The organism is Streptomyces sp. BB1-1-1, from assembly GCF_031597775.1.
Lineage (GTDB): Bacteria > Actinomycetota > Actinomycetes > Streptomycetales > Streptomycetaceae > Streptomyces > Streptomyces thinghirensis.
This window is the reverse complement of record NZ_CP134203.1, coordinates 2,120,816-2,142,463: the sequence shown is the minus strand read 5'-3', so window position 1 is coordinate 2,142,463 and position 21,648 is coordinate 2,120,816. Positions and strand designations below refer to the sequence as shown.

Annotated in this window: 25 protein-coding genes; 1 reads left to right on the top strand and 24 read right to left on the bottom strand. The window is 71.0% G+C overall.

Going from position 1 to position 21,648, the window contains the following annotated elements; translation table 11 throughout:
• Positions 1-502 precede the first annotated feature (502 nt).
• From RI578_RS09935 to RI578_RS09860, 16 genes are all read right to left on the bottom strand, one after another.
• Positions 503-1,618: a DnaB-like helicase N-terminal domain-containing protein gene (locus tag RI578_RS09935; protein ID WP_053928787.1), complete on the bottom strand. Its 1,116-nt coding sequence runs from the start codon at positions 1,616-1,618 to the stop codon at positions 503-505.
• The gene (locus RI578_RS09930) at positions 1,619-2,884 is read right to left on the bottom strand and encodes a DNA cytosine methyltransferase (RefSeq protein ID WP_310870755.1); all 1,266 of its coding nucleotides are present in this window, start codon (positions 2,882-2,884) and stop codon (positions 1,619-1,621) included.
• Complete coding sequence (locus RI578_RS09925; RefSeq protein ID WP_310875723.1) at positions 2,881-3,753, bottom strand: hypothetical protein; 873 nt, start codon at positions 3,751-3,753, stop codon at positions 2,881-2,883. Before RI578_RS09925 ends, RI578_RS09930 begins: the two co-directional genes overlap by 4 nt.
• A gap of 95 nt (positions 3,754-3,848) precedes the next feature.
• Positions 3,849-4,322 carry a hypothetical protein gene (locus tag RI578_RS09920; protein ID WP_310870754.1) on the bottom strand — a complete coding sequence of 158 codons (474 nt, stop codon included), beginning with the start codon at positions 4,320-4,322 and terminating at the stop codon, positions 3,849-3,851.
• On the bottom strand, positions 4,315-5,121 hold the full coding sequence (gene trpA, locus RI578_RS09915) for a tryptophan synthase subunit alpha (protein WP_310875722.1): 807 nt from the start codon (positions 5,119-5,121) through the stop codon (positions 4,315-4,317). The genes RI578_RS09920 and trpA overlap by 8 nt, the downstream gene beginning before the upstream one ends.
• 313 nt (positions 5,122-5,434) lie before the next feature.
• Complete coding sequence (locus RI578_RS09910; RefSeq protein ID WP_310870753.1) at positions 5,435-6,199, bottom strand: hypothetical protein; 765 nt, start codon at positions 6,197-6,199, stop codon at positions 5,435-5,437.
• A gap of 81 nt (positions 6,200-6,280) precedes the next feature.
• Positions 6,281-8,074 (bottom strand): TraM recognition domain-containing protein, encoded by a 1,794-nt coding sequence (locus RI578_RS09905; protein WP_310870752.1) that lies wholly within the window; start codon positions 8,072-8,074, stop codon positions 6,281-6,283.
• A 44-nt stretch (positions 8,075-8,118) separates the two neighbouring features.
• Positions 8,119-8,910, bottom strand: coding sequence for a DUF317 domain-containing protein (locus RI578_RS09900; RefSeq protein WP_310870751.1), 792 nt, complete (start codon positions 8,908-8,910; stop codon positions 8,119-8,121).
• Entirely contained in the window at positions 8,907-9,506 is a 600-nt protein-coding gene (locus RI578_RS09895; protein ID WP_310870750.1) for a hypothetical protein, read from the bottom strand. Before RI578_RS09895 ends, RI578_RS09900 begins: the two co-directional genes overlap by 4 nt.
• A 68-nt stretch (positions 9,507-9,574) precedes the next feature.
• Positions 9,575-10,402: a DUF317 domain-containing protein gene (locus tag RI578_RS09890; protein ID WP_310870749.1), complete on the bottom strand. Its 828-nt coding sequence runs from the start codon at positions 10,400-10,402 to the stop codon at positions 9,575-9,577.
• Complete coding sequence (locus tag RI578_RS09885; protein ID WP_310870748.1) at positions 10,399-10,749, bottom strand: hypothetical protein; 351 nt, start codon at positions 10,747-10,749, stop codon at positions 10,399-10,401. The genes RI578_RS09890 and RI578_RS09885 overlap by 4 nt, the downstream gene beginning before the upstream one ends.
• 49 nt (positions 10,750-10,798) lie before the next feature.
• Entirely contained in the window at positions 10,799-11,638 is an 840-nt protein-coding gene (locus RI578_RS09880; protein ID WP_310870747.1) for a DUF317 domain-containing protein, read from the bottom strand.
• Positions 11,635-12,441, bottom strand: a complete 807-nt coding sequence (locus RI578_RS09875; RefSeq protein WP_124264737.1) for a DUF317 domain-containing protein — start codon at positions 12,439-12,441, stop codon at positions 11,635-11,637. The genes RI578_RS09880 and RI578_RS09875 overlap by 4 nt, the downstream gene beginning before the upstream one ends.
• Positions 12,438-12,827, bottom strand: a complete 390-nt coding sequence (locus RI578_RS09870; RefSeq protein WP_310870746.1) for a hypothetical protein — start codon at positions 12,825-12,827, stop codon at positions 12,438-12,440. Before RI578_RS09870 ends, RI578_RS09875 begins: the two co-directional genes overlap by 4 nt.
• 30 nt (positions 12,828-12,857) lie before the next feature.
• Positions 12,858-13,190 carry a hypothetical protein gene (locus tag RI578_RS09865; protein ID WP_143685089.1) on the bottom strand — a complete coding sequence of 111 codons (333 nt, stop codon included), beginning with the start codon at positions 13,188-13,190 and terminating at the stop codon, positions 12,858-12,860.
• Positions 13,191-13,209: 19 nt separating this feature from the next.
• Positions 13,210-13,383 carry a hypothetical protein gene (locus tag RI578_RS09860; protein ID WP_310870745.1) on the bottom strand — a complete coding sequence of 58 codons (174 nt, stop codon included), beginning with the start codon at positions 13,381-13,383 and terminating at the stop codon, positions 13,210-13,212.
• Positions 13,384-13,543: 160 nt separating this feature from the next.
• Here RI578_RS09860 and RI578_RS09855 point away from each other — a divergent pair, with 160 nt between their 5' ends.
• Complete coding sequence (locus RI578_RS09855) at positions 13,544-14,161, top strand: hypothetical protein (RefSeq protein WP_310870744.1); 618 nt, start codon at positions 13,544-13,546, stop codon at positions 14,159-14,161.
• A 115-nt stretch (positions 14,162-14,276) separates the two neighbouring features.
• On the opposite strand, the gene RI578_RS09850 is transcribed toward RI578_RS09855, so the two are convergent.
• From RI578_RS09850 to RI578_RS09815, 8 genes are all read right to left on the bottom strand, one after another.
• Complete coding sequence (locus RI578_RS09850; protein ID WP_310870743.1) at positions 14,277-15,032, bottom strand: hypothetical protein; 756 nt, start codon at positions 15,030-15,032, stop codon at positions 14,277-14,279.
• Between the two features lie 30 nt (positions 15,033-15,062).
• Positions 15,063-15,776 carry a hypothetical protein gene (locus tag RI578_RS09845; protein WP_310870742.1) on the bottom strand — a complete coding sequence of 238 codons (714 nt, stop codon included), beginning with the start codon at positions 15,774-15,776 and terminating at the stop codon, positions 15,063-15,065.
• A complete protein-coding gene (locus tag RI578_RS09840) occupies positions 15,752-16,702 on the bottom strand; it encodes a hypothetical protein (protein ID WP_310870741.1) in 951 nt (316 codons plus the stop codon). Before RI578_RS09840 ends, RI578_RS09845 begins: the two co-directional genes overlap by 25 nt.
• The gene (locus RI578_RS09835; RefSeq protein WP_310870740.1) at positions 16,699-17,472 is read right to left on the bottom strand and encodes a tetratricopeptide repeat protein; all 774 of its coding nucleotides are present in this window, start codon (positions 17,470-17,472) and stop codon (positions 16,699-16,701) included. Before RI578_RS09835 ends, RI578_RS09840 begins: the two co-directional genes overlap by 4 nt.
• Positions 17,469-17,885, bottom strand: coding sequence for a hypothetical protein (locus RI578_RS09830; protein WP_310870739.1), 417 nt, complete (start codon positions 17,883-17,885; stop codon positions 17,469-17,471). Before RI578_RS09830 ends, RI578_RS09835 begins: the two co-directional genes overlap by 4 nt.
• Before the next feature lie 107 nt (positions 17,886-17,992).
• Positions 17,993-18,442 carry a hypothetical protein gene (locus tag RI578_RS09825; RefSeq protein WP_310875721.1) on the bottom strand — a complete coding sequence of 150 codons (450 nt, stop codon included), beginning with the start codon at positions 18,440-18,442 and terminating at the stop codon, positions 17,993-17,995.
• 82 nt (positions 18,443-18,524) lie between these two features.
• Positions 18,525-20,321 carry a hypothetical protein gene (locus tag RI578_RS09820; RefSeq protein WP_310870738.1) on the bottom strand — a complete coding sequence of 599 codons (1,797 nt, stop codon included), beginning with the start codon at positions 20,319-20,321 and terminating at the stop codon, positions 18,525-18,527.
• Positions 20,318-21,460, bottom strand: a complete 1,143-nt coding sequence (locus RI578_RS09815; protein WP_267080836.1) for an AAA family ATPase — start codon at positions 21,458-21,460, stop codon at positions 20,318-20,320. Before RI578_RS09815 ends, RI578_RS09820 begins: the two co-directional genes overlap by 4 nt.
• Positions 21,461-21,648: the final 188 nt, after the last annotated feature.

Here is a 21,648-nt window from a genome sequence, read left to right as displayed (position 1 = left end):
CACACGTTCGAATTAGGGTGCATTCTCGCGTGCCTCCAGCGGGGGCCGCTTCGTCCAGCCAGTGCTCAGCGTGCGAGGTGGGTGGGGCGGAATGCCATGGCCGCTGGGGCGGATGGCGGTGTGGTTCCGAGAGTGGCCTTGTGCTGGAGGGTGGTTGGCTGGGGTTGGCGGGTGCCGGTTCCTTGGGCGAGGTTCTCCGCTCGTCGCGCAGCTCGGGGGTGATGTCCACGGTGATGTTCTCGGCTTGCAGGGCGCGTGCGGCTTGCTCGGCGTAGTGCGGGTCCTCGCGGTCGATGCGTGCCATGACCATCGTCTGTTCGTCCAGCGACTCGAAGCCGTGGATGGTGAGAAGGGCGTGGATCGTGCGGGTGGGGGTGCCTGTGATGGTGACGGCGCTTGAGCGGTCCTGGTAGGTCGAGGCGGATGTGAGGGTCGGCTTCGGGGTGCGGCAATCTGGTCTCGTTTCGCGGCTCCGGCCGGCGCGGGTCGGCCGGATCGGGAGTCATCGGTGTGCTCGTGCTGTCGTGGCTCGGGGCGGCGGACCGGCGCGGGAGACGGCCGGGCTGCGCGGGGCACGAGGAGTCGTCGGTGGTGTGGGGGCGGTGCTGAGCTGCCAGCGGGTGCGCAGGGCGGTGAGGTCGGCCAGGGCACGGCGGCTGCCGGTGATCAGTTGGTGCGGGGTGTTGGCCGGGTCCTCGGCGTAGGTGGCGATCCGTGTGGCGACGTCGCAAGCGCGGGTCAGCAGGGCGCGTTGAAGGATGCGTTCACCCCAGTACTCGGCTGACCCGACGGGTGTGGAGACCAGAGCCATCAGGTCACCGGCGGCGAGGTCACCGGCCGTGAGAAGTCCGCGGTGCTGGGCTTCCCAGAGCACGGTGACCGGGTCCACGGGCTCTGCGCGGTGGACCAGCGAGGTCAGGCACTGCCACAGGGTTGCGTGCAGGGAGTGCGCGAAATCGTCGGGCTGGAGCCAGCGCATGCCCTTCAGCGCTGTCGGGTGCGCAGTGGCGGTGGCGAGGAGGAGTCGTTCCTCGTCGAGGACTTCCTCGCTGCTGCGCGCCGTGGGCTGTTTCGGCAGGACGGTGCGCGGCAGGGAACCGGGGTGCGGGGCGAACTGTCCGGCGAGCGTGTCCAGGAACTGTGCGAGGGCGTCGGCCTGGGCCAGGGCGGCGACGGCCCGGTGGGGCAGGGTGGCGTCGGTCGCGGTCTGGGCGAGTCGCTGGGCGTGCATGAGCAGCGTGCGCCGGGCGTGATCGGAGTGGATCATCCGGGCGTACGTCGGCGCGTGCTGGGGCCACGGGCAGACCTGGACGAGGGTGTGGAGGTAGGAGACGGTCAGCCCGGGGGCATGGGGGCGGGCCGCGTCGAGGACGGAGTTGAGCCAGGCGGGATCGGAGCGGTGGGCCTCCGGCTCGGGCAGCGGCACCGTGCGCATGGCCTGGAAGAGAGCGCCGTGGGCGTGGTTGCTGAACTGCTCCGCTTCCAGGCCACGGATGTCGGGAAGCCGGTAGGGGTCCAGGAGGAGCGCACCGAGCAGGGACTGCTCTGCGTAGTGGACGGGCCGCGGAGAAGGGAGGTCGTCCAGGTCGTCCTCGTACGGGTCGGTGGAGTGGGGCATCTACGCGGCCAGGGTGACGTCGTCGGGGTGGAGGGCCTTGCCGAGGTGCGGGGCCAGCAGATGGGCGGCGAGCCGGGGCGGCACCGCGTTGCCGATCTGGCCGAAGACCTGGCCCTTGTTCCCGGCCCAGGGGTAGTCGGCGGGAAAGGTCTGCAGGCGGCCGGCTTCGTGGGCGGTGATCCGGATGGACTCCGGCGCCGACTGCTGCTCGCCGGTGGTGCTGGGAGCGGGTTCGGCGATCCAGACGCATTCGTTCGCTCGATGACCGAAGAACAGGGTGCCGGCCGGCTCGTCGGACCGGCGTACGGTCGCGTTGGACTGGTTGTTGCTGCGCAGTGACCATGACCAGCGGTGTGCTTCGCCGGTGAATGTGGGGGCAGGCTCGTCGGTCGGCCGGTTCTCCCAGGCACCGTGCCGAGCCGTCCACCCCGCGCCTTCCCGGCGGGACTGCAGGATGAGGGTGCTCTGGGGCTTCCAGGTTCCGCGGTCGCGGGCGTCGCTGAGGGTCTTGCGTGATCCCGACGGGAAGGGCTCCGGGCCGCCTCCCGGGCCTCCGCCGGCGCACACGGTCGGCACCGGTCGGTCGGTGGCGCCCCAGCCGAGGGCTTCGGCCATGGACACCCACCGGGCGCGGCCCGGCCCGAACAGCGACTCCGGCTCGGCGACCTTGGCGTGTGTGGGCGGCGGCGGCTCGGCGGTGCGGGTGCGGGAGGCGAGCAGAATTGCGCGCCGTCTCGTCTGCGGTACTCCGTAGTCCGCCGCGTTCAGGATCCCGGTCCACACCGAGAAGCCCCAGCTGCGCAGGATCGCGGCGTACTGACGCCACAAGGGCAGGACGTCGGGGACTTCCTCCATCGCGATCCACTCGGGCTGGCCGTGCTGGTGCAGGGCGTGCAGGTAGCGCATGGGCTCGGCGGCGAGCAGGGAGCGCTCGTCTTGGCAGGCGGTGAGGAGCTGTTCGCGGGTGTCGCGGCCGAGGGAGAGATCGGCGACGGCCTGGTGGACCAAGGGCTGGTCGAGGAGTCCGAGGCGTTTGCCGGCCATCGACCATGCCTGGCAGGGCGGGCTGGCGATGAGTCCGGTGGTTCTTCCGAGGAAGGGCCCCACCGGGTACATGGCGACGTCGGTGCGGATGGTCAACTGATGTGCCGCCGCGCGGGTCTTGCAGGCCCACTCGTCCCGTTCCAGGCCGAGTTCGCGCACCCCGAGGATGGTCAGGGCGTGGCTCCAGCCGCCGGGGCCGGCGAACAGGTCGAGCACGATCACGTGGCCAGCCCGAAGTCGTCCTGCGTCAGCGGGTCCGCGTCGCCGCGGCAGGCCCAGGGCGAGCAGCCGTCTGTGACGCCTTCTTCCAGAGTGGCGGGGCCTTTGTCACCTCCGAGTTCCTGGCGGATGGCGGCCCATTCGGCGGCCGTGACGTGATCGATCGGGGCTTGCCCGAGAGGGAGGCGGGAGCGGTGCAGGAACGCCTCGCCCAGCAGTCGGTTGCCGTTGGCCTTCGCGCGAGCGTTGCCCTGGCGGATGGCGTCGTCGAAGGCCACCACGTCCGCCCACTCGGCAGGCGAGGTGTCGCGAATGTGGCGCCATTGCGCGTTGCCGTGGAAGGGACATCCCAGGCAGCTGCTCTTGGGGGTGTCCGCCAGGTTGAGCGAAGCCAGGTACCGGATGCAGTCGGTGCGCGACCAGCCCATGTCGATGAGCGGGTGCCGGTTGCGCATGTACTTCACGTCCGCGTCCTTGGCGCGGTGGAACTCGTCGGTCGAGATGCCGACCCACTGCTCGACGAACACCTCCCGCGGGATCCGGGCGGGGTAGGGGTAGCCGAGGAGTGCTCTGACCTGCTTCTTTATTGGTTTGATCTTATATTCGCCGGTGCACTGCCGTCGGGCCATCCCGGCCTTGCCGTCCTGGTTGAGGATGTGGAGCGGCATGGAGGCGAAACGGTGGTGCGGGTCGAGGGCGTCGTTCCGGATGTTGCCGGTGGACACGCGCAGGACGGGGATGCCAGCCGAGGCGGCTATCTCACGCTCCAAGCGGTCGAGGTGGTCATAGACGGCGCGGGGCTCCCATCCGGTGTCGGCAAAGATCGCGTAATCGACCTTGGGAAGGACGCCTTCGGCGGACAGGGCGAGCAGGGTGCTGGACTGGACTCCGGCGCCCAGGGACAGGGCGCGGAACTGGGGCTGTTCGGTGATGGTGGGTCCTGGAGGGCGTGGGGAGCGGAGGGGCCTCAGCTCGCTGGCGGTGCGGGTACGAGTGCGGCGGGCGGCTGGGAGTGGTCTCGGCGCAGCGGGCGGCACAGGGTGAGGAGGCCGTCGAGCAGGTCGGCGGCCGAGGCGACGAACTGCTGCGGAGTGGGCCGGAGCAGCACCGGCGGAGACGTCGCGGCGTAGGCTCTGCGGCGCTGGTTCTCGACGGCGCGCGCCAGGGCGGCGGTCAGTTCCGCGCTCGCGTCCTGGGCCGCCTTGGCGGTGCGTGCCACACGGTCGAGGCGGAGCAGCTGCGCGGACGAGTCGTGCGACGGCTCCAGCTCCAGGCCGAGGAAGAGGTGTAGCGCATTAGCTGCGAGTGCCTGGGCTTCGATGACCCGGGCGGTCAGGACCCGCGCGCAGTCGATGGGGGTGTGGCGCAGGGACTGCTGAAGGGAGCGTGCGTCGGCCGCGATCTGATCAAGAGCATCGTGGGCGCTTAGGGTCTCAGGCATCGGGTGCCGTGCCGATCCGGGTGCGCAGGGCCTGGGCGAAGGCGGCTGTCACGGATCCGGCCGGGGCCGGGTCCGACAGCAGGGCCCGGACGATGGGCGTGCCGATGACGACGGCGTCGACCAGTGGCGCCACGCTGGCGGCGAGGCCGGGGCTGGAGATGCCCACGCCAGAGACCACGGGCAGTGGGCTCGCGGTGCGCAGCCGCTGGATGAAGGTGTCGAGGGCCGTCAGGTCGAGCGGGCCCTGGTAGCCGGTGGGGCCGGTGCTTGCGGGTGCGTAGAGCCAGCCGGACGCGCCGTCGACCGCGGCAGGAAGGTCGGTGTCCTGAGTGGCGCGCGGGACGAGACGCGGCGCGGACAGTCCTGCGGTGTGGGCGGTGTGGGCGGCGTGGTGCCAGCGGAGCGTCTCGTCGCGAGGCAGGTCGACAACCATCACTCCCGCCGCTCCCGCGTCGGCGAGCAGGCGAGCCAGGTGTTCGGGACCGTGGCGGCGGACGGGTTCCCAGTAGGTCATGACCACCGTCGGCCGCAGCGACGCGGCGTGTGCCACGGCGCGGACGGTGCGGTCGATGACGTCCCCCTTGAGCAGGGCGCGGTGGTAGGCGGACCGGATGAGGAGGCCGTCGAGGGCCGGGTTGGCACAGGGCAGGCCGATCTCGAACAGGTCGGCCCCGGACTGGGCGAGGTGATCGAGCTGGCGGCACTGGACGTCCGTCTGGTGCACGCCGGCTGGGAGGAACACTCCCAGTGCGCACCGGGGTTGGGTGAGGAGCGTGTGGAGGCGGTTGGCGGTTGCCAGGATGTGTCCTTCTCAGTGATTGGGACGTCGCAGGTCAGCGGCGACGGTCGACTGACGGGGTGGACGTAGTTGCGGCGGTGCGTTGTGCGGCGGGATGGGGGGCTGGCTGGGGCGGCGCCGCGCGTGCAGGTGGTTCGGCGGTGAAGGCGCGATAAACGGTGTCGAGGCCGTCGGCGAGGGCGCGTATACGGTCCGTGGCGTCGCGAAGCCATTCCCAGGCGAAGGTGGGGAGTTGACGCCAGTGGGCGTGGTTGCGTGCCCATTCGAGGATTTCGGCGGCGTTGCGGAGCTGCTCGGCGAACTGCTTGATGGTTCAGCGGCTTCGGGCGGTGGCCTGCGCGGTGGCCGGGAGGGGGCGGGGCGTCGTCCCGGGCGCGGCGCTCGGCCTTGCCGGGGGCAGTTCGATGACCGAGGCGAGGGAGGTGATGCCTGCCGCGGTGAGGCGTACGCGGTCCTGGGGCGGGCCGCCGACGTAGGCGGCGTGCGCCGAGTTCGTGGTTCTCTCGACCAGGCCCTTCGCCTCCAGGGCACGCAGGGTGCTCATCAGTACCTTGGGCTCGCGGGAGCGTGTGAATTCGCGGTCGAGAGAGCTGCCGGCCACGACGTGCCCGCGGGCGATCTCGGCCAAGGCGTCGCTCTGAACGGCAGTCAGCCGTTGTTCGGCGACCGGAGCGGAGGCCCAGCGGCGCCTGCGCGTCTCGGCGGCCAAGGCCACCGCGCAACTAACGGCCGCTTCCGGGGCCAGGGCGGTCAGCCCGCGAGCCGTCCCGGCACGAAGGTCCCCGGAGGCGGTGGCGAGGAAGGCGAGCTGCTGCAGACGCATGACCGTCTCGGCCAGCTCCACGCTCTCGTAGAGCCGTTCACCTTGGATCGCCTTGATCGCGGACTGGGTGTCGGTTGCCAGGCGCAGCGCCGAGGCGGCGTGGGTGTCCGGCCCGGACGGGGCGGTGGTGCGCAGGAGGAGATCGAGCGCGTCATTGTGCTGGGTGTACTGGTCGGCCAGATGGAGCAGCCGCTCGACGGGGGTGGGCGGCGGCGGGACGTCGAACAGCAGGGCTTCGGCGGGCGGCTCGGTCATGAGCGCCGCCGCACGGGCGGGCAGGGGGCGATGAGTCTCTTCTCCAGTCGAGTGGGGCGGAACGGCCGGCGCGGTGACGGGTTAAGCGGCCGGGCCGAAGTCGCTCTGCTTCGGTACCGCCTTGGCGACAGCGCGTTCGGTGATGCCCTTGGACGCGCGGGCGGAGGCGGCGGAGAGTTCGCGGGCGCCGGGCTCGAGATACCAGGGGCGCAGGTCGAGCATGGCCGCTCGCAGGCCGGTGGCGAACGCGAGCGCGGTGCCCTTGGGCAGGGCGCGGATGGCGTCGGCGGCCAGGATTCGTTCCTGCCGCATCGACACGGAGGTGGACTTCCCCGAATCCGAGGTCGAGGTTGAGGTCGTCTCGACATCGTGGTCGCCGATCAGGCGGGACAGCTTGTCCGCGAAGTCCGGGTCGTCGATGCCGGAGCCGATGACCTTGATGGTGGAGGCGCTCCACATGGCGTCCATGCCGGCGTCGCCCCACACTTTCTGGCCCTGGCGGTAGGACTGCAGGATCGTCATCGGGATGATGCCCCGCGAGCCGAGGTGGGAGTACAGGTCAGGCAAGTCTGAGATCTTGCACACGTTCGCGGCCTCGTCGAGGATCGCGAGCATCGGCGGGTCGAGGCGTCCACCAGCACGTTCGGCCTGAGCGGTCGCGGCCCGCATCACGCTGTCCGCGCACGCGGCGATCAGTGCGCTGGCACCGCCTCCGCCGTCCTTCGACAGCAGGTAGAGCGTGTCCTTCGAGGTGACGAACGTGGACGGCGTGAACTCCGGCACGTTCTTCTGTGGGGTGACCCAGGCGGCGATCTCCGTGTTGAGGAGGGCTGCGGCGTACTGGCGGGCCGTCTCGTAGATGCCGTCGCGTGTCTCGGGCGGCCCCTCCACCGTCCCCTTGAGCTGAGCGGCGACTGCGGCGAAGCCGTGGTCACGCAGGATGTCGAGCGGGGTTCGGTCGGCGGGGAAGGCGAGCCAGGCCATCACGTCGGTGATCGGCCTCTCGGCGAGCGCGGCTGCCAAGAACAGCTGGCTCAGGATGTTCGACCCGGCCTTGGACCAGAAGTCACCCTGCTGACTGGCGTCGACGCTGGCGGCGAGGAAGTGGCCGGCAAGGCGCCCGGCACCGTCGAGGGTTTTGGCGTCGGCCAGGGGATTCCACCACATCGCTCGTTCGGCGTGGGCGATCTGCTGCGGGTCCATCGACCAGGTCCGGCCGACGGCTGCCCGTGCGTCGATCGTCGCGGTGTAGGCATCCCCGGCGGCCTTGTTGGAGGTGAGCAGGACAGGGCCGGGAGCGGCCAGGATGGAGGGGATCGCCAGGCTGGTCGTCTTTCCGGAGCGGGGCGCCATGATCGCGACGGCCACGTCCTCGTATCCCATCCGCACCTCGTACTTGGTGCCCTGGAGGTTGCCGAGCAGGATGCCGGAATCGGCTGCCTCGATGTGCTTGGCGTCCTTCAAACTCGGGCGTAGAGAGCGGGCCTTGGCGGTGATGGCCTTGGACATCAGGGGTTCGATGTCCTTGTGTTTGGCCATGCCCACGACGCGCTTCTTGCGTCGGCTTCCGCCGTCCTTGTGCCGCTTGTAGAGCACGGCGGCGGTGACGGCGAGGGACAGCAGCAGGGCGCCGGGAACGATGCGTGTCCCGATCAGTAGGGACGTTGCACCGAGGTGGGGCCACAGCTGCTCGGGATGGAGCAGGGCGGCGACGGGCTGGTACGGGGCACCGGTGTCGGCGTCGGTGATCCGGGCGGTGATGGTGCCGCCCACCCAGGACAGGTTGGCCAGGGGGACCGCGATGGCAAGGGCGACGCCCAGGACGCGGAAGGCTATGTCGTATCCGTCGGTGGACGTGGAGTTGGGCTGGGGCAAGGGACTGTTCCAGGGAGCGTGGAGGTGGGGCGCGGGGGTGCCGTTCAGCGGGCTCGACGCGCCGTGGGGGCGTGCGGCGGAGCGGGAGGCGCCGACGGCGGCACTGCGGGGTTCCGCTGGGCGAGGGCGGTGGTGCGGTTCCTGAGCGCGAAGGCGACGGACTCTGCGCTGACCTGCCGTGTGCTGGTACTGCCGTGAGTGACGGCCAGAGGGGGAACGCGGTGTGGATGCCGGATGAGGGGCGTCGTGTCGGCCAGCGCGCCGAAGAACGCGGAGGCCACGTGGGAGGGGGTGTTGCCGTCTGCATACGCGCGCCAGATGGCGGGGAGGTGATGGACGGACGTTTCGACGATCCAGCCGGCGCTGCGTCCGCTCTCGTCGACGATCCGGTCGACCCGTGCCAGGCCGTCGGGGGAAGTCATCCCCTTGGGTGAGGTGCGACCGTCGTGGTGGTGGGAAGCATGCCAGCCCGCCGTGCGCAGCGGATCGTATGGGTCGACCGACGCCGTCGGCGATGGGGCGGGGGCGGTGAGCGTGTCGGTGACCGCGGCGATGATCTCGACCGGAGTCTGGGCGTCGAAGGTGATCTCCCAGGCGCGTTGACCGCCGTGATGCGCATGACGCAGGGTCCACCACGGCTCGGCCGGGTCCGGGTCCGGCACGATCCGCAGCTGGGCTAGCTGGTCGGGGCTGGTGAGGATGACCCGCGGCACCAGCGGATCTCCGGCGGTGCTCCAGCCGCAGGCACGGCGGAGGGGAACAGTGACCCAAGCCGGGTCGCCGCTACCGGCCAGATAGCGGGGCGATATGAGCGTCTGCTCGATGGACTCGGTCACGGTGCCCACCGCCGTACAGGGGCAGCAGCGGTGGGTGCCGGAGGGGCGGCGACCGCCGTGGGTGCGCCGGTCTTCGACTGCCGTTCGGCCAGCGCGTTGACGGCGAAGAGGGCCTGGCCGTGGATCGCCCACTGGTCCAGGTAGTGCCATGCTTCCGCGTAGCTCTCGGCGAGCGGTTCCTCGTACGCCGCCGTGCCGGGCCGGGCGCTCTCGGGCAGCGCGGCGCGTACGGTAAGCCAGTCGTCGTGGACGGCGTACAGGCATTCCGTGGCCTCATGCAGTTCCCGTACCTGCCAGGCGAAGCGCCGCGTACGGTCGGATACCGACAGCTGGGCGAGCTGCTGTTCGGCGACATGCACCAGTTCGTCGGCGTGGTAGTAGACGCGGCCGAAAGCGGCCAGGGTGTGGGCGTCGCGTTGCTGCTGGCGCAGGCCGTATGCGTCCTCGTCGTGGGGCTGGAACGTTTCGGGGTCGGAGTGCCGGGCGGAGTAGTGGTCCCAGGCAGTGAGGATCTGCCGGCTGTGCCGCAGGTAGAGCGCGAGCTGGCTCAGGTAGAGCCGGTGCTCCTGGCTCCCGGGTTCGAGTGAGATCGTCAAGAAGGGCCTTCGGGCGTGCGGTTGTGGTCGGGGCGGGTGCGGAGCGGTTGGGGGCCGCTCCGCACCGTTCAGCGGCTTCGGGCCGCGGGCGCGGTCGCCTCGGCGCCGGGCGCCGAGGCCGGACGTGTGGTGGGTGCGGAAGTGCGGCGGGTCTTGCGGGCGGCGGTCCGGATGGCCTTCAGCCGCGCGTCGTGGGCGGCAGCGAGCTGATCACCCTGGGCTCCGCGTTCCACCTGCATGACCAGGTGGGAGTGGGGGACGTCGTAGTGGCCACGGGAGATGGGGACCGGATCGGTGAGGGCGGCGGCGAAGCCTGCGAGCAGGTGGCGAGGGGTGCGGTCGTCGAAGTACGCGTGCCACAGCCGGTTGTGGCCGCCGAGCCCGGTGGGCAGTGCGACTTCGGCAGTCCAGGCGAAGTGGTCGCTGGTCAGCGTGGCCGACCGCTCCATGGTGGTGATGCCGTCCGGGTGACGTGCGTGTTCGTTGCCTCGTTCGTTGCGTTCGTAGGTCCAGCCGGCCGCCTGCAGCACGGGCCAGATGTCCGGCTCGGTGTCGGGCAGGGGGCGCAGGAGCGCGTCGGTGAATCCGGCGATGATCTCGGCGGGCGTGTTGCCGCCGAAGGACGCGTACCATCCGCCCCACTGCGTCGAGGAAATGCGCCACCAGGAGCCGTACGTCTCCGGTGTGGGTTCCAGGACCAGCGTGTGTCGGTAATCGGGGCTGGCGAGAACGACGTGCGGAAAGTCGGGGTCGCCGAAGTTCTTCCATCCGCCGGCTCGTAGCGCCTGAGTGACATGGCGCGGGTCGCCGGGTCCGGCGAGGTGGCGGGGTGTGGTGTCGAACCAGATTCGGGACCAGGGGTTGTCGGCCTTGCTGGCGATGTAGGGACGCGTCACGTGGTCGGCGGCTGTCCGGCTGCCTCGGACGTGTAGCCGCGCAGGCGCTGCACGTCCCAGTGCAGGACATGCCAGTCGGTGGCCTCCTGGGCGGCCTCCCGGAGTCCGGTGATGATCAGGCGGATCTCGTCGGTCTCGGCGCTGGTCTGCTGGGCGATGAGGCGCGCGGCGCTGCGCAGGACATCGCCGAGCAGGATGGGCACGCCGGTGTCCTCGTCGAGGAGCCCGGCGAGAAGCGGCAGTACGTCGGATACCGGCGGATGGGTACGCAGGTAGTCCTTGGCCTGGGCCAGGGTGGCGGTCGCCTGCGCGACCTGGTCCGCGCTGGGCACAGAGGGGTTGGGCATCAACGTCCTTCGTGAAGGGGGAAAGAGGAGGGCGTACGGGCGCGCCTGGTCAGCGCTGCTTCTTGTGGCGGGGCTGCCTCTGGGGAGGGGGCGGGGCCGGTGCTGACGGTGACGGATCGGGCGGGCCGGGACGCTGAGCGGCTTCGAGGCGCTGCAGATGCCGGCGACGGTGCTGTTCCGGGGTGACGACGCTCCGGTGGGAGTCGAGGTATCCGAACGTGAGGGCCGTGGTCTGGCCCTCGTCGCGCAGCAGCGGGCCGGGCTCGGTGAGCGCGGTGACGAATCCGGCGAGCGCGGCGGCCGGAGCGGTTTCGTCGATAGAGGCGTTCCAGATCCACCGATGCTGCCCGTCGGAGAGGGGGACGGAGACCTGGACGGTCCAGCGCCAGCGGGGTGTTTCTGAGATGGCGGAGACCCGGGACAGGAGGGCGGTTTCGTCCGGGGACAGGGCGGCCTGCTCCCTGCCTGCCAGCCGGGACCAGCCCCGGCTGGCGGGGAGGTGCCACAGGTCCGTGTCCGTTTCTGGGTGCGGGGCTGGGCTGTCGAGGGCGTCGGTGAACCCCGCGATCATCTCGACGGGCGTGTGACCGCCGAACTGGGCGGACCACATGCGGTTCTCGGCCGGGTGGATCCGCCACCAGGCGCTGTGTGCGTCGGGTTGGGGCTCCAGCGTGAGGTGCAGGCGGTGGTCGGGGCTCTCCAGCAGGACGTGCGGGAAGCCGGGCACCGAGTGGTTGTTCCAGCCGGACGCGAGCAGGTGCTCGGTCACATGCCGGAGGTCGCCCCCGCCGGCCAGGTGCCGCGGCGAGACCTCGTCCAGCCAGCGGACGGTGTTGACGCGATGCAGGGTGGGGCCGTTGACGCGGGAGTAGAAGCGTTCGTGGCTCACCGCGTCCGCCCGGCCTTGGCGTAGGGGCGTGCTCCGGGGCCTTGAGGGCGCGCCTTGTTGGTGGCGAAGGCGTTGCTGGCCCAGGTGGCGGCGCGGGCCGCAGTGATCCGGGCCTGTTGCCAGGCGCTGAGCTGCGAGGGGAGCACGGACACGGAGGTGGTGCGGATCTTCTGGGAGGGCGGCACGTGGCCGAGGGGCCGCATCACCGGCTGCGGATCGGCGAGCGCGGTGCTGAACGCCTGTACGAGGTGCATCGGTGTGGTCGGCGTGAACACGGCCTCCCACACCCGGCCGTGTTCATTGCGGGCGCCAGCCCACCAGTGCGCCTGTCCGGGAGCGGACTGGTGAAAGCGGACGAACGCGTCTCCGTCGGGGCTGCGCGCGGTGAAGTGCTGTCCTCGCTCGGTTTCCCAGCCCTGTTGCTGGAGGGGTTCCCACACGTTGGGGGCGTGCGCGGATCGGGGCCGGGTGAGCGCGTCGGTGACGCCGGCCACGATCTCGACGGGGACTTGGCGGCCGAGGGTGGCGTGCCATGCCTCCTGCGTCGCGGTCTGCTTCCCGCTGATGGTCCAGCCGCCGGGCTGGGTGAACGGGTCGTATCCGATGCGCACGGACTTGTCGGGGCTGTCGAAGACGGCCGGTCCGCCGTTCTTGGACCTGTCCTTCCACCCGGAGGCGCGCAGGAACTCGGTGACGTAGCGCACGTCGCCGCCGCCGGCGAGGTGGCGGGGCTCGACGAGGTAGTGCTGCTGGGGCTGCTGACTGGTGGGGCCCCAGCCGGCCCACTGCTGGTTCTTCTTCACCGGCGCCGCCTGATGACCATCGCGGACGCGACCGGCGCAGAGGTCGGCCTGCTGGAGGGGGCGGTGGGCTTGGCCATCTGCTTGATCGTGCCGGTGTGTTCGGCGAGGTCGCCGCCCACGCTGTCGAGTTCGTTGGCGGCGCGGCCGAGGGCCAGCCAGACCTCGGGGGGCAGGACGCCGTGCTCGGAGTGGACCTTCGCGAAACGCGATCCGGTTTCGACGAGTTGGGTGACCTCGCCGAGGATGCCGGTGTCGTAGTCGAGGACGCCTGCCAGGATCTGGACCGCCTCGTGCGGCGGCGCCAGGGCGAGGAGGCGACGGAGCTGGCCGAGCTGCCTGGCGATGGCTTCAGCCAGTTGTACGGAAGGGAGGTTCGAGTCGGTCATGGGCCTCCTGAACAGGGCGGTTCGGGGGTGTTAGTCGTGGTGGCGGAGGCGGTAGCTGTCGACGAGGAGGAGGGCGTCGCGGCGGCGGGCTTCGTCGAGTGCTGCCTCGGGGCGTCCGCCGGCCAGCGGAATGGTGCGTTCACCGCTGCCGACGGTCACGGCGCGCAGGTATCGGCGGAACAGAGCGGTGGCCAGGCGGGGTTTGCGGCTGGTGCTGATGGGCGGTGGTGTGCGGTCGGGTTCGTCGGTGACGGGGGCTCCTGGTGAGGGCGGGTGCCGGCCCCGGTAGTACGGGGCCGGCGTGGTCGGGTGGCCAGCGGGTACGGCGCGCACGCGCAGAACGCGGTGCGGAGGCCGGGGCATGCTCCTGGTGCTGGTCGTCTCACCGGCGCCGGGTGCCTGGCGGACGCTCGGTGGTCCGGGCTGCGGCCACGGCCGGCGGCGGTGCCGGGACGTTCTGGTTGCGCATCGCCGTGGCGGCGTCGGAGTAGGCGGCGGAGTCCCAGACGTCATCGGTGATGTGGACCATGTATCCGGCCTTGTGCAGCCAGGGCACCGCATGGGTGGCGAGCTGCTTCTTCGCGGCCTCGTCGAGGTGGCCGGGCGCTTCGTGCCAGATGTAGACCGGCCCGGCGATGGCCAGAGTCTGGCGTTCGAAGCCGAGGCGGTCGAGCAGGGTCAGGAGCTGTTCGGGTGCTCCGGTTTGGGGTGTCGGCGTGGACGGTGTCGGTCAGGGCCTTGCGGTAGATCGTGACGTCGGTGCCTTCGTCGTCGGCACGGTTTCCCACGTGAGGGTGGCTCCTACGGGTCGTGGCTATCGCCGTCGCGCAGACGGCGCGGCCGAGGGGGCTGGAGGGGGGGACGGTCTTTCCGAGAGCGGCGGCCGACGGGGTGTGCCGGGCGGCCTGGTTGCAGATCTGCTTGATCCGCCGGGCGTGGTTCGACAGGTTGCTGGTGATCTCCATCAGCCGGTCCGCCGGTCCTTCATCGAGGCCGGCTTCGCGGCGCTCGCCCCACGTCGCCCATGTGGAGATCAGGAACTGCACCAGCTGCGGGAGCAGCCCCTCCTCCGGGGCGGCGATCTCTGCCAGGACGGCGGCGACGTCTTGGTCGGTCTCGGCGGCACGGGCACGCTCGGCGAGTCGGTCGAGTTAGCGGCGGGCAGCCTGCCGGTCGCCGTCGGGAGCGGCCAGGGTGTTCAGGGAGGGGTCGAGACGGACGCTGTACCCGGCGAGAAGCAGGGCGTGGGCTGCGGCCGTGGCGCCATGGCGCTGGTGCTCGACCGGCATGTGGTGCGGGAGGCGGTGGTAGTCGCGGCCGGCCCTCGGGGCTGAGTGGAAACCGCCGCACGGGGGTCGCCGCCGATCGCGACGACCAGCTGGGTACGCGGGTCGCGGGTGATGGTGACGTCGTCCAGGGCGAAGAAGGTCGGTTCGTCGTCGCGGCGCGTCATCGGCTTCGGTGCGGGGCGGCGACCGTCGGGGTCGGCGGCGCGACCGAGGCGGTGCCCAGTGCCGGCCGGGCCTGCGGGTGACGCAGGACAACGCCGATGCCCAGTTCGTTCAGTCGGGCCCCAGCAGCTCGTGCGAAGGCGGCCTGGTGGGCGGTGTCGTCACCGGACAGTACGAAGGCGTCCCGGTCCGGGTCGAACATGAAGCCGTTTTCGACCAGGGCCCAGGTGATGTCGGGACGGTCGGGCTTGTCGACGATAAGCGAGCCGTCAAACCAGGTCATGACGATGCGTTGAGGCTCCGCCTGGGGCAGTGCCAGCCGGTCGGCGTTGCCACGGACTTGGGCGAGGGCTACGTAGTACCTGGGCAGCAGGTCGAACATGACATCATCAGCGGCGCTGAACGGATCGGGGTCGACCGCGAGACCGTCGGGCTCGCGTACGCCGTGGAACGCCTCCTCCGGTGCGTCGTCGGGGGCCAAGGCGGCGATGAGGTATCCCTCGCCGCGGCCCGGCTGCTCGGCGACGAAGAGGCGGGTGCCGTCATGTCGGTGCAGCACGGCGCAGTGGTCCACATTGCGTTTGGCCAGGGCGTCGGCGACGTCATTCATGTCCCACACGCGGTCGGTGAGGACGTGGTGGACGTTGAGGCCGCCACGGTCCGGGTGGTAAGTGCTGGTCCAGTCGCCGGGCAGTTCGCCGGCCAGGACGGCTGCGAACGAGCCGAGGCCGGTGTCGGGGGTGGGGTCGTGCATGGTCTCCTCAGACAAGGAAGGGGAGCGGGGTCAGTGCCGGAGGCGTGCCGCGGGGGCAGGCGCGGCAGGCGGTGCGACAGGGCTGGTAGCCAGGTGCGGTGGAGGCGGCGGGCAGGCGCAGACGGAGGATGCTTCGCGTTCGTCCGGTCCGACCTCGGCGGCGCAGGCGCGGCGCTGGGGATGGTCCTGGTGCCGGTCGGCGAGGTCGTTGCGCATGTGGGTGAGGTCGGACCAGATGACGCCGAGCCGGTGCTCGACGAGGTACTGCAGCCGCGTGGCGGTGTGCGGATCCGGGGTCTGGCCGAGGTCGGAATAGAACGCGGCAGCCGCGGTGAGGACCTCGCCGAGGGCGATTAGCACGCCGTCGTGGGAGGCCGTCAGCTCGGTCAATACGTCGGAGACCTCGGCGCTGGTGGTGGCTTCGTGGATCTGCTCGGCGAGGTGCGCGACCTGTGATCCGAGCGGCAGATAGTGAGGCTCGCGCGTTTCGGTGTCGAAGGCTTCGTCGGCCTCGACGTGATATCTGACGGCGCGGAGCCGGGCGACGGCGCGGATGGCGAGACGCTTCTCCTCCGCTGCGTCGAGGGCCACGGGCAGGCGGTGATAGGTCTCGTGGAGGCGGACGACAGGGACGAAGCCGGTGCGCTGCAGAATGCTGTGGGCTTCGGGATCGCCGCCGCGGGCGAGGACTTCCCCGGAGTGCTCGTCGCGCCCCAGGGTCAGGGAACGATCGGCAAGGGCCAAGTGCGGGTTCTTTCTGACGGGTCAGCGGGCAAGGCGGGCGCCGGGCCGGACGGGGGCTGCCGCTGCCCGGTACGGCGGGAGTGTCGGTCGCGCCGGGGCCGCTGGGGCGGTGGGCAGAGCGGCGACGGTGGCATCGAGATCCTGCTGGATCCGTGCAGGCGGCTTGCGATCAATTCCAACTGATGCGCGCTGCCTTGGGCCTGAGCGTGCGGAAGACGACCGAGGCGATGAGCCGCGTGCTCGACGAGACCGCGGACGGTGGACAGCGGTCCGGTGTTCTCGTCGGCGAGTTGCCCCAGCAGCTCGGCGAGTTGCGTGGTGGCGTCAGCCACGTCGGCCAGCGGGGTGGCGCGCCGGGCGAACCGCGCGGCCGAATCCGGGTCAGGGCCTCCGGTCAAGGGCGAGATGAGGTCCAGCTCGGTCTCGATGCGTCGGCTCTCGGCGGCCAGGAGCGCGAGAAGCCGATGTGGCTGCGCTGTCCATGTGCCGTCCGGCCGGATGAGGTTGGCGAGCAGATGGAGGCGTCCGGGCTGTGCCTGAACGGCGATCCAGCGGCAGCCCTGATCGTCACCGGGTCGCTGGATGCCGGCGGTGCGGGCGATCCGGTGGGCGATCTCGGACCACTCGGGGCCGGTCAGTTCACGGTCGTCCGGGTGCAGGCGCACATCCGCGTGCCAGATGGCGCGGCGGTCGCCCTGCGGACTGACGGCGTCGGGGTGGCACCAGTTGGGGTCGTCCAGGTGCTCGCCGAACTCGGCGGTCGTCCAGACCTGCCCCTCGTCGAAGGAGGTGTACACCTCCAGGTTGCCGCAGTGGGCGACCACCGTGTGGTCGGTCAGGCCCTCTTGGTCGCTGATCGGACGGCCGAGGGCTTCGGTGAGCGGCTCGACGGCGCTGATGTCGCGCTGTCCGATTCGGATGATCACGGGGTGGTTTCCGGTCGGTTAGGGATGAGGAGGGCCAGATCGTGCGCCGTTGTGATCAGGGCGCGCTCACGTACCAGGTCGGCGTGGACTGCCAGTTCGCCGGGCGGCAGCAGCTCCAGGGCGTGGTCGATGGCGGTGAGGGCCTCGGGATAGTGGCCCAGAGCGCGCCGTGCCGAGGCCATGCGGAACAGTGCGATCGGATCGTCGAGCCCGCCTTTGGGGAGCAGCCCTACCAGCATCAGCAGCAGGGGTGCTCGGCCGGGAAGAAAAGTGCCCAGCCACACGCCGTGCAGCAAGACGTGCAGGGACTTGGGGTGGCCGGGTGCGGCCACGAGGACCCGGTGCAGGACGGCGAGGCCGTCGGAGCGTGACTGCCCCAACCGTGAGAAGCCGTACAGGGCTTCGCTGTAAGGATCCTCGTTCAGCACGCTCACCGGCACCTTGTTCATGAGCGATTCGATGTCGCGGCAGCGAAAGTCATAGCGAAGACCGGTCAGGTACAGGTGCCGGTACGTCCGCCACATCACGGGGCCGGAACTGGCGTCGGTGACGTGCTCGGGGGAGAGCGCGACCAGAGCGCTGCTGCCGGCGGCACGGGCCTGCCAGGCGACGTCGGCGCATACTTCGGCCGACTCCTGCCACGTCGCCTCGATCTCGCGCAGAGCCTCGGCGAGCAGCGTCGGCCACTGGTTCCCGGTGATCGCCTCGATGGCCGCCGAGGCCGCACCGTTCAGGGCCGCGGCGCGCTCCGAGCTGAGTGTCAGGGTCACTGGCCGCTCCGGGCGTCGGCGACGTGCACCACCTGGTTGAGGTGGGTGACCGAGTACCAGCCGCAGTCGACGTCCTCGTCGGCATCAGCCAGGCGCGGGACCAGGTACGTACGCAGCGCCTGCTGGTAGATGAGGCAGTCCGGGCACCGGCTGGAGAGGTGGACGAGGTAGCGCGGGTGCGCGGTGATGTACGTGCGCTCGCCTCCGGACGGGTCGAACAGGCGCCAGCCGTCCTCGTCGGTCGGGGTGTGCCACGAGGGGGTGACGACCTTGTAGGCATCGCCCCACAGTTCGCTTCCGGAGGTGCCCTTGAGGATGACGACTTGGTCACCGGGCCGGAAGTGGGCGTGGGTGATGTCCCGGTCGGGGGTGACGATGTCACCGGGGGCATGCGGCTGGCGGGAAACGGGCACGGCTGGGTTCCTTCCACGAGGTACGCGGGGAGGCGGTGGGAGGAACAAGGATCCGGACGATCCCCGGTTTCGGTAACCGGGGATCGTCGGGTATACAGCCTCGTGTTCTACCGGAACGGGTTCTCGGTACCGATGTCGTCGGACGTGGCAGCGTCAAGGAGTTCGGGCAGGTCAGAGCCCTCAGCGTCCCGCTGGTCGATCCACCATCCAGCGCGGTCGACGGTGCGGATCTTGTCTTCCAGGACGGCCCAGTCGCCCTCGTCCCAGGTGCCCTCGCTCACCAGCGCGCCGTACGCGGCGGTGACGAGCTGGTGACGGGAGCGCTCGCCCCAGGCGAGCGCCTTCTCGGGGCCTTCGAGCGGCGGCATGTCGAACTGCTCGGCCCACTCGCGGGCAGCCTGCTGCTCCTCGGCGCGCTTGGCAGCGAGCCATGCCTCCTTGGATTCCGTGTCGGATTCGCGGGCGGCCTTCCAGCAGTCGGTGCAGTCGCGGCCTTCGAGCCAGCGCGCGAATCCGGCGCGCCGGTCGGCGGGACGGTTGGACAGGTCGTGCGTCACTTCGTGTCCACAGCTGTGGACAATTTTCCAGGTGGTGCGGATTGCCACGTGGTTGTTCCTGCTTTCTGTCTTCGGCGTCGTCTCAGCGTGTCCTGCGGATGGCGTCTGTGGCCGCCGTGGCTATGGCGACGGGAGCGCTGGAGGGCCGGGGCAGGTGCAGCAAGGTAGTCCCCGGCAAGTGGCGGGACTTTGCGGTGAGGGTGAGTTGGAGTACGGCGCAGCCGGCGGTTGTGAGCTGCTTGACGCGGGTGACGGCCGCAGCGGTTTCGTCGCTGCCGTACCGGGCGTCGGTGACGATCACGAGGAGGCGGCCTGCGCCGGGGCGGCTGAGGTCGAGGCCGTGGTCGAGTGCGTCGATGGCGTCGCCGAGGTTGTGGTGGCCGCCGGTGGCGTCGAACGTCGTCACGCGCTCTGGTGCTCGGTGGGTGGGTCGGGTCAGTGCGGTCAGGTGCTGGTCGTAGGCGATGGTGGCGGTACGGGAGTCGGGGTCGGTCAGGGCTGCTGCGCGTGCCACGATCCAGGCAGCGGACGCGACGGGCTTGCAGGCGGCACGCATGGAGCCGGAGACGTCGACGGCGATACCCACACGCAGCGGTGGGGTGGGGGAGTTCCGTCGGCGGACGTGGGTGAACGGTTCCGCGGTGGGGACCGACCCGGCCGCGCGCTGGGCGTCGCGGGCGAGGGCACGGCCCATGTTGAGGCGGCCGGGCGGAGTGGGGCTGGTGGTCCGTTCCTCGGCCCGCTCGCGGTAGGCAGCGGCGCGAAGGGCACGGCTCAGGCGCGCGGCGGCGCTCTGCTCGGCGGCGGTCGGCTTGCGGGTACCGGTGACCGGGTTGCTGCGGGGCGCCGGTGTGCCGTCGGGGCGGACGGTGCCACGGGCGGTGAAGACGCCCTTGGCGGTGGCGGCGGCTTTGCTTCGCTGGCCGGCACGCTGGGCGCGGTCCTGAGCCTGCGCCTTGGACTTCGCGGCCACGGCGTTGGCCGCTGCGTCCTGTGCCGCGAGGTCGGCGGCGTCAGTGGCTGCCGTGCTGTCCATGACGACCCCCACGGCACCGGACAGCAGGTCGGCGAGGTTCTCCGGCATGGGCAGGGCGGGGGCCGCGGTGTCCAGAGCGTCGCACCATTCTTGAGCGTGCGCGAGCATGGCGGTGGCGTCGTGGTCGGCGGTCTGGTGGGCTGCGGTCCAGATGCGGGTGAGGGTGGCCAGCAGGTTTGCGCCCAGTACCTTTTCGCACAGATCGGCGACGGCCCGGGTCTCGCCGGCGTCCAGGATGCCGACGTCACGGCGGCCGAGGATCAGGGCGGCCACACCGGCGGCGTGCTCGATGCCCTGGAGGGTGGGGTGGGCGATGTCGGGCATGACCAGGGTTCGGGCACTGGTGCGCAGGTACGTGCGGTCCGTGGGCCGCGTGACCAGGTGCGCACCTTCGACACGGCTCTCCTCCAGCAGCAGCGCGGCCTCGACGACACGGGGGTCGGCTCCGGCAGGCACCGTCCAGACCGAGTGGGTCGCGTGCGCGGCCTCGTGGACGAACACGCCCCAGGCGGCGGGGTACCGGTCCTCGTCGCCCACGATCTGCGGATGGATCTCGTGGGGCTGGAGCGGGGCGAACAGACGGGCGTCGAACTCGACCTCGCCCAGCGTGGGGAAGTATGCGGCCGGTGCGCCGCTGCGCGTGCCAGGGCGGCAGGTGACGAGGAGGTCCTGGCGGCCGGAGAGGGCGACGAGCCGGTCGCCGAGCTCGGCTCCCACCCGCAGCCACGCGTCCGGGGAGGAACGGGGTTGCGCGGGCGGGGCGCCGTCGTCGTCCCATCGGGCGAGGTCGGCGTCGTCCTCCGGCGTGGTGGCGGGGGACTGGACGTGGTGGTGGGCGCTCATCGCGAGCGGCCCCGGTGTGCGGAGACGGTGCTGCCCGGGGGCTGCCGGGCGGCTGAGGCGGGGAGCTGCTTGCCGAGGGTGAGGGGCGCGATCTTCGTGACGCCGACAGTCTTGATGATGGCGGCGGCGACGGCGTCGCGATCCTCCGCAGGGGCGATGCCGACGAGGTTCGCGAGCGCGGCCTTGGTGCCGAGGACGGCCTCGGTCTTCTGATAGCTCAGCAGCTCTCGCAGTTGGGGGGCCCAACCCAGCTCGCCGAGTTCGACCTGGTGGGCGAGGTGTCTGGCGACCCGGACGACCCGGGCATCGATCCTCAGCGCCTTGGCGAGGTCATAGTCCGTGCCGATCTGAATCTGCACGCTGAACCGGGACGACAGCGCCTCCGTCAACACCGCCCCGTGGACCCCGGGATTGTGGCCCGCCACCACGTAGAAGCCCGGCTCGGCCTTGATCGTCTCGCCCTTGTGGGCCTTGACCTGGATCTGCCTGCGCCCGTCCATCGCGGGATACAGCGCCGCCAAGACCATCGGCGAGATCAGAGTGGCATCGTCGATCAGCAGGGCGCGGCCCTCGGTCATCGCGGTGACCAGCGGACCGTACTGGAAGACGTAGCCTCCGCTGTCGGCCTGTGTGTACTCGCCGACCAGGTCGCCGACCGTGGTGTCGCCGTCACCGGCGACGGTGAGCAGGTCCGGGAACGCCGCCTCCACCAGCGACGTCTTGCCGGTGCCCGGAGGGCCGTAGAGCAACACCGGCACGTCGGCGTCGCGCAGGCGATTCAACGCCTCGACGTCGGGCAGATCGGCCAGCTCCCTCGGGTGGTAGAGCTCGCCCCCCGCGCGGCGGATCGGGCCGGTCTGCCTGGGTGTGGCGGCTGCGGGAGTGGTCGTGCGGGCCGTGGCCGCCTGGGCGCGGGGAGAGTGGGTGCCCGGTGGGCTGATCACAGCGGTCTGCGCGGCTGCGGCGGTTTTCGCGTTCGCGCGGAACTCCGGTTGTCCGGTTCCGCCTTGGTCGGCCTCGCCGCGTCGCACGAGGGTGAGGGCGGCGTTGCGGACGGCGCCGTGGGAGTGGCCCAGCTGCCGGGCCATGTCCCCGATGGTGAGCGTGTCCGCCGGCCGGTCGGCCAGCAGTCGGGCCACCTTGGCCCGTAGTTCGCCGCCCTTGGTGCGCGCTGGACTGGTAGGCGTCCTGGGTGTGGTCAAAACGAGGCCCCCTCAACAGGCGCGGTGCGGGCGGGGTTGGCGAGGCGCTGGAGAGGCTGGCCGCTCTCGGAGCGGATCACGGACTGGGCCGACATCGGCGACCGGGCCAACCGGGGCGTACCGTC

What these genes read in the sequence shown, in the direction of transcription:
- RI578_RS09865 (WP_143685089.1), bottom strand. Translation starts at nt 13,190, where the DNA reads ATGCCCCGGCCTCCGCACCGCGTTCTGCGCGTGCGCGCCGTACCCGCT.
- RI578_RS09870 (WP_310870746.1), bottom strand. Translation starts at nt 12,827, where the DNA reads ATGACCGACTCGAACCTCCCTTCCGTACAACTGGCTGAAGCCATCGCC.
- RI578_RS09935 (WP_053928787.1), bottom strand. Translation starts at nt 1,618, where the DNA reads ATGCCCCACTCCACCGACCCGTACGAGGACGACCTGGACGACCTCCCT.
- RI578_RS09920 (WP_310870754.1), bottom strand. Translation starts at nt 4,322, where the DNA reads ATGCCTGAGACCCTAAGCGCCCACGATGCTCTTGATCAGATCGCGGCC.
- RI578_RS09885 (WP_310870748.1), bottom strand. Translation starts at nt 10,749, where the DNA reads ATGCCCAACCCCTCTGTGCCCAGCGCGGACCAGGTCGCGCAGGCGACC.
- RI578_RS09910 (WP_310870753.1), bottom strand. Translation starts at nt 6,199, where the DNA reads ATGACCGAGCCGCCCGCCGAAGCCCTGCTGTTCGACGTCCCGCCGCCG.
- RI578_RS09820 (WP_310870738.1), bottom strand. Translation starts at nt 20,321, where the DNA reads ATGAGCGCCCACCACCACGTCCAGTCCCCCGCCACCACGCCGGAGGAC.
- RI578_RS09850 (WP_310870743.1), bottom strand. Translation starts at nt 15,032, where the DNA reads ATGCACGACCCCACCCCCGACACCGGCCTCGGCTCGTTCGCAGCCGTC.